The following is a 6,463-nucleotide window of genomic DNA, read 5'->3' on the forward strand; positions in this document are numbered from 1 at the left end:
TCATGCACCTATGACCACGCACCGCCCCGACACGACGGTGGGCGACGTCTCCGGTCTGGACGCCGCAACCGTCGTCACGAGTCTGGCCCGGGACCTGGCCGAGGCACCCGGAGTGCTGCCCACCCTCCACGAGATCGCCTCGAGGTCGGTCGACCTCGTGCCCTGCGACTGGGCGGCCGTCGCCGTCGCGGAGCACTTCACGCGGCAACGGGCCCGACTGGCCGACTCGACCGACGATGCGCTCATGGAGAGAGTGGCCGAGGCCGCGGCCGAGGCGGGCGACAGCCCTGGCCTGGCTGCATTCGAGACCGGCGAGACCGTGCGGTGCGACGACCTCGCGCACGAGTGCAGGTTCACGGCATACGCCGCACAGCTCGTCGCTCACACGCCCATCCGGGCCGTGCTGTCGGTCCCCCTGCGCTTCCACGACGCGACTGTCGGCGTGCTCACCCTCTACAGCGCCCGGCCCCACGCGTTCGACGAGTCGTCGGTCGCCCGAGCGGCCCTCGTCGCCGAGCACGCCGCCATCGCCGTGGAGGCGGCCCGCAGCGACGACCGCGCTGCCCAGCTGCAGGCGGCCCTGGAGCACAGCCGCACCATCGGGGCGGCAATCGGCATCCTCGTCGAGCGTCACCGCATCCTGCCCGACGAGGCGTTCCAGATGCTGCGCGAGACGAGCCAGCACACCAACCGCAAGCTCGCGCAGGTGGCGACCGACCTCCTCGAGACCGGAGCCCTGCCCGAGGTGTGACCGCGTCACGTCCTCAATGCCGAGGCAGGTCAGGGCAGGCCCTGCGCTTCAGGGCAGGCCTTGCGCCCGCGCTCGCCGGTGCGTCACGTCCACCTATGCGGCTGGGGGGAGGAGCTGCGCCAGGGCGTCACCCATGCGGTCCCGGCTCGCGCCGTTGCGCCCGATGTTCCCGAGGCCGAACTGGAGGTTCGAGGACAGCGTCACCTGGACGGTGCCCGGGGCGACCTCACGGATGCGGGCCGTGACCTTCTCTCCGAACGACAGCACCATCCGCCCGGCGGTGAAGACGAAGATGCCGGTCGCAGCGTCCGAGGAGAGGTGCTGCATCCCCGCACGGCGCGCTGCCTCCTCGAGGGCCGTGACTGCCTCGCCGCCGCTCGCCCGGAAGGTCATCGACCGCGTGTTCCTTGCGCTCATCTCACCGATCCTCAGCCGACGCCATTCGCAGGGCCGCGGTGGGGTCCGAGTCCAGCGCCGGCCCCGCGGCCGACCATCCGGCGTACACACGAGAGTAGCGAGACCACGGCGGTTGCGCGTGGTCCCGAGGAGCCGCATTCACGTCCGCACCGAACTCCGTGAGCCCTACAGTTGGGCATGGCAGACATCATGCTTGGCCTCTTCGCGATCGTTGCCGGCGGCTTCATGCTCTTCGCCGGACAGCTGGCGTTGCGCCTGGTCCTCCCCATCTGGGGCTTCTTCGCCGGGTTTGCTTTCGGGGCAGGGCTTTTCGCGAAGCTCGCTGATGAGCGCGTCCTCGGCACCGTGCTCGGTTGGGTGGCAGGATTCGTGTGCGCCCTGGTCTTCGCCCTCCTCGCGTACCTCTACTTCGCGGTGGCGGTCGTTCTCGCCATGGCTGCGTTCGGCTTCGCGATCGGTTCGGGACTCGTCGTCGCTTTGGGCATCGACTGGAACTGGGTTGCCGTCCTGGTGGGCATCGCCGTCGGCGCGCTGCTCGGCCTCGTGGCGGTCATCGGGAACCTGCCGATGATCGTGCTGGCTGTCCTCAGCTCGATCGCCGGGGCCGTCAGCGTCGTCGCCGGGCTGATGCTGCTGGTGGGGGCGATCGACTCCGCCGACTTCACCCGGAGCACCTTCACGCAGACGGTCCACACCAGCTGGGTCTGGTACCTGACCCTGCTGGCCCTTGCCCTGATCGGCATCGTCGCCCAGACCCGTCAGCGGCTGGCGATGCGCCGCACGATCCAGGAGACCTGGTACGTCGAGAGTCGCTGACGAGGCGGCGGTACTCGGGGCCGCCGCTGGCGGGCTCGGCGGCGAGGATCTTGCGGTCGAGCGCGAGCGACCTGGCGGCTGCGAAGCGATCGAGCCTGCGTTGCGCGCCGCGCGACTTCCGGGGTTCGATGGTCGGTATGCGCGTTCGGTACCTCCGCAGCCCGCGGTGGGCCGTCGCCGCAACGAGCGTCGTGGTGTTCTTCGCTGGTTGTCTCGCGGGCTGCGACGCGGGTCGCGCCGCGAGCGACCCCACCGACCAGGGCCGGCCGACCATCGGCCGGCTCGACCGCACGGTGCGGGTGCTGCAGATGAATCTCTGCAACAGCGGACGTGCCGACTGCTACTCCGGCGGCCGTGCCGTCAGCACGGCAGTTGCGCTGATCCACGAGCACCGACCGGACATGGTCAGCGTCAACGAGGTGTGCCGCGATGACCTCCCCGTCCTCGAGCAGGCGATGTCTGCCGGCGTCGCGCCGCAGGCGGTCGCCTCGGCGTTCACGTCCGCGAAGGACCGCCACACCCATGCACCGGTCCGCTGTCTGAACGGCCAGGAGTTCGGCAACGGCGTCCTGGCCGGGGTCCCGCCCCCGGCCGTCGGCTCCCGCAGCTACAGCGGCGTCTACCCGGTTCAGGACCCGCACGACTCGGAGGAACGCGTCTGGGTCTGCATCGCCCTGGCCACCCGGTTCACCGCCTGCACCACGCACGCCAGCAGCGCCGACACCACGGTCGCCCTGAACCAGTGCCGGTTCCTGGTGAAGTCCGCGGTGCCCAGGATCAGCCGAGGCAACGGTGCCGGCCCGATCATCGTCGGCGCGGACCTCAACCTCGCGGCTCGCGGTTCACCCAGCCCCGAGGCGTGCCTGTCCGATGGCTACCAACGCACCGACGACGGCGGTCTTCAGAGCGTCATGGTCAGTCCGGGTGTCGGGGTGCGTGCGCACTCCGTCATCGACATGCAGGGCACCACCGACCACCCCGGCCTGCTGGTCGACCTCGTCCTTTCGGGCTCCTGACGCAGGCTGAAACGCCTCCCCTTCTCACCCGACGCGAGCGACCGACCCGAGTCGGATTGGGTGCGGCGTCATCCAAAAGCCGTAGAGGCAGATCCGGCGTCCGCAGGGGCACCTCTGGGGGTCGAGTCCATAGCGTTCCAAGCATGACTCCGTGGTCATCACCCCGGCTTTCGCGCCCGGCGTCCACCCGTGCGCGCCTGGCTCTGCGCGCTGCTGTGGTGAGCCTGGTCGCGGCGATGGTGCTTGCCGTCGGCGGCCGTCCCGTGGCCGCGTGGGCCGCGACCGTGTCGGACGAGGTGCACTACACGTTCACGGGCTCGACCTCGGTGGCCATCGACTGGCGCGGGCAGGCCAACGACGTGCGCTGGGGCACGACGACGGACTACGGAAACACCGCCACCGGAGTGACGCCGACCTGGATGCCGTGGTCGTCGCCCGGCCCGTTCTGGCAGCTGCAGATCGGGGGCCTCAGTCCCGGCAGCACGTACCACTACTCGATCGGCGGGGGCCCGGACTACACCTTCCACGCCCCGCCGACGACGAACTACCGGTTCGATGCCATCGGGGACGTCGGTGACACGGCGCACTTCGGCAAGCTCGGGACCACCCTCGACAACATCAGCGCGGACGACCCGTCCTTCGTCCTCATGGTCGGGGACCTCACGTATGCCAACAGCGGGAGCAGCGGTCAGAGCGCCGTCGACACGCACTTCAACGACGTGATGCGCTGGAGCGGGCGGGCCGCGTACATGCCGGCCTGGGGCAACCACGAGTACGACGTGCCCGGCTCAGACGACCTGCGCAACTACAAGGGTCGCCTGCTGATGCCCAATGCTGCCGCCTCTCCCGGGTCTCCGGCGATCTCGTGCTGCGGCGACGACTGGGGGTGGTTCGACGCCGGTCCCGTGCGGTTCATCTCGTACCCGGAGCCCTGGACCGGTGCGTGGACCGACTGGCAGTCCAAGGCCGGCCCGCTGATGCGCCAGGCCCAGGACGACCCGACCATCAAGTACATCGTCACCTATGGTCACCGACCCGCCTACTCGACCGGCTACCACGCCGGCGAGACGCAGATCGCCTCGATCCTGGGCGGCTTCGGCGAGGCGTACAGCAAGTACGTGCTGAACATCAACGGCCACTCGCACGACTACGAGCGGTTCCAGCCCATCCAGGGCGTCACGCACGTCACGGTGGGGGCACCGTCCTCACTCGAGCAGCCGTGGACCAGTTCGGACGCGCGCACCGCGATGCGCGCCATGCACCTGTCCCACCTGCGGGTCGACGTCGGCGACACCGGGATCAAGCTGCAGGCGATCTGCGACCAGTCCACACCGGGTGAGGACCTCACGTGCAGTGCGGGAAGCGTCATCGACGAATTCGTCATCGGCACTCCGCCTGCCCTGCCGGTGGCCAGCGACTTCTACGTGGACAGGACGAGCCCGGTCTGCAGCGACTCCGGCCCCGGGTCCAAGGACGCCCCGTTCTGCACGGTCACCAAGGGGGTTGCCCGTCTGCAGCCCGGCAACGCCCTCTACATCGGAGACGGCAGCTACGCCGAGACGATCAAGCCGTCCGTGTCGGGCACGGCGAGCGCCCCGGTCACGATCACCAGCTGGCCGGGCCGCAGCCCTGTCATCGGCAACGGTGTCACGAACGGGGCCTACATCTCGAGCAAGAGCTACATCACGCTCTCCAACCTCACCTTCACGGCGACGACCGGCGACGGGGTCTATGTCACCAAGAGCGACCACATCACCGTCACCGGAAACACCGTGACCAACACCGGTCGGCAGGCACAGGGGGCGACGGCTCCCGGGATCAGCATCCGGGCCACCAACAACTCGGTGGTGTCCAACAACAACACGACCCACAACAGCGACACCGGGATCTACGTGACCAACACGTCGACCGGCAACACGATCAGCAGCAACGAGTCGAGCTACAACGCACAGGGGTGGCAGCGGAACGCCAACGGCATCAACGTCACCAGTCCGGGCAACACCATCACCCGCAACGTCACCCATGACAACGAGGACACCGGAGTCCAGCTCTACACGGGAGCCAACAACAACCTGGTCACCCTGAACGTCACGTACAACAACGGCGACCACGGCATCGACAACCTCAATGTGACCGGGGGCCTGATCGTCGGGAACACCGTCTTCCACAACTGCACGAGCGGGATCAACCTCGAGGGCTCGACGTCGGGGAGCTATCGCATCGCGAACAACATTGCCGTCGACAACGCCGTCTACCCGGCATACTCGGGCATCGCCTGCGCTCGGCGCGCCGGCAACATCGGCGTCTGGGACGGCGCCCAGAACTCCACGTCGGTCGATCACAACCTGGTCTTCCTGAGCAAGTCCGGAGTGATGTACGCGTGGGGAACGACGTACAGCTCGCTCACCGCGATGAAGGCGGCATCCGGCCAGGAGGCCGCCGGCATACAGGCCGACCCCCAGTTCCTCGACAAGCCTTCGTGGAACCTCCAGCTCAAGGAGGGATCGCCCGCCATCGACCGCGCGGACAGCGGGGTACCGGGTGAGCAGACCACCGACATCCTGAGCTACCCGCGGGTGCGAGACGTCAACGTCAGCAACGCCTTCGCAGCCGGACCACGCCTGTATGACGACCTCGGCGCCTACGAGTTCCAACCGGACATCGTGCCCGTCCCCATCCAGCCACCGGTCGCCGACCTGAAGCTCACCCCGACGCAGGGCACCGCACCGCTCGCGGTGACCGCAGACGCCAGCGCCTCCGTCGACCCACAGGGGCAGGTCCTCAGCTACGCCTTCGACTTCGGTGACGGCACCGTGGTGCCGCCCCAGGCGCAGCCGACCTTCAGCCACACGTACCTCGACAGCGGGGTCTACACCGTCAGGGTCACCGCGCGGAACACCTCTGGTGTCACCGGCACCGCCAGCGGGACCCTCACGGTCAACGCGCCACCGCCGCCTCTCCTGCCGCCCACCGCCACGCTCTCCGTCACGCCGACCGATGGGGTTGCACCCCTGCAGGTGACGGCGGACGCGTCCGCCTCCAACGACCCCCAGGGCGCGGCACTGACGTATGCGTTCGACTTCGGTGATGGGACGGTCCTGCCGGCTCAGACCGCTCCCACGGCGACGCACGTGTACCAGAGCCAGGGCACCTACTCGGCCACGGTCACGGTGTCGAGTGCCACCGGGCTCTCCAGTACAGCCAGCAGCACGGTCACGGCGACGAAGGCCTCGAGCGTCCAGGCGCCCGCCGCATCGTTGAGCGTCACCCCGACCAGCGGCACGGCGCCCCTACCGGTGACCGCGGACGCGTCCGCCTCCACCGACCCGGAGGGCCAGAACCTCACCTACGCCTTCGACTTCGGTGATGGGACGGTCCTGCCTGCCCAGGCCAGCCCGACCGCCACGCACACCTACACAGCAGCAGGGTCGTACCTGGTGACGCTGACGGTCCGGAACACCAG

At 69.0% G+C, this 6,463-nt stretch carries 5 protein-coding genes; 4 read left to right on the plus strand and 1 reads right to left on the minus strand.

What is annotated here, in order from left to right; translation table 11 throughout:
- The first annotated feature begins 10 nt into the window (after positions 1-10).
- Entirely contained in the window at positions 11-751 is a 741-nt protein-coding gene (locus H283_RS25335; RefSeq protein ID WP_020144369.1) for a GAF and ANTAR domain-containing protein, read from the plus strand.
- 93 nt (positions 752-844) lie between these two features.
- Here the strand turns inward: H283_RS25335 and H283_RS0115120 are convergent, their stop codons facing one another.
- On the minus strand, positions 845-1,168 hold the full coding sequence (locus H283_RS0115120; RefSeq protein ID WP_156023213.1) for a hypothetical protein: 324 nt from the start codon (positions 1,166-1,168) through the stop codon (positions 845-847).
- Positions 1,169-1,345: 177 nt separating this feature from the next.
- On the opposite strand from H283_RS0115120, the gene H283_RS0115125 reads away from it, so the two are divergent.
- The 3 genes from H283_RS0115125 to H283_RS25345 all read left to right on the plus strand — a co-directional run.
- Positions 1,346-1,984, plus strand: a complete 639-nt coding sequence (locus H283_RS0115125; protein ID WP_020144371.1) for a hypothetical protein — start codon at positions 1,346-1,348, stop codon at positions 1,982-1,984.
- Between the two features lie 137 nt (positions 1,985-2,121).
- Positions 2,122-3,000: an endonuclease/exonuclease/phosphatase family protein gene (locus H283_RS25340; RefSeq protein ID WP_020144372.1), complete on the plus strand. Its 879-nt coding sequence runs from the start codon at positions 2,122-2,124 to the stop codon at positions 2,998-3,000.
- A gap of 218 nt (positions 3,001-3,218) precedes the next feature.
- On the plus strand, positions 3,219-6,463 hold a 3,245-nt coding region (locus H283_RS25345; protein ID WP_196805992.1), incomplete at its 3' end, for a PKD domain-containing protein.

It is taken from the genome of Terracoccus sp. 273MFTsu3.1 (assembly GCF_000383675.1).
Taxonomy (GTDB): Bacteria; Actinomycetota; Actinomycetes; order Actinomycetales; family Dermatophilaceae; genus Terrabacter.

What these genes read in the sequence shown, in the direction of transcription:
- H283_RS25335 (WP_020144369.1), top strand. Translation starts at nt 11, where the DNA reads ATGACCACGCACCGCCCCGACACGACGGTGGGCGACGTCTCCGGTCTG.
- H283_RS0115120 (WP_156023213.1), bottom strand. Translation starts at nt 1,168, where the DNA reads ATGAGCGCAAGGAACACGCGGTCGATGACCTTCCGGGCGAGCGGCGGC.
- H283_RS0115125 (WP_020144371.1), top strand. Translation starts at nt 1,346, where the DNA reads ATGGCAGACATCATGCTTGGCCTCTTCGCGATCGTTGCCGGCGGCTTC.
- H283_RS25340 (WP_020144372.1), top strand. Translation starts at nt 2,122, where the DNA reads ATGCGCGTTCGGTACCTCCGCAGCCCGCGGTGGGCCGTCGCCGCAACG.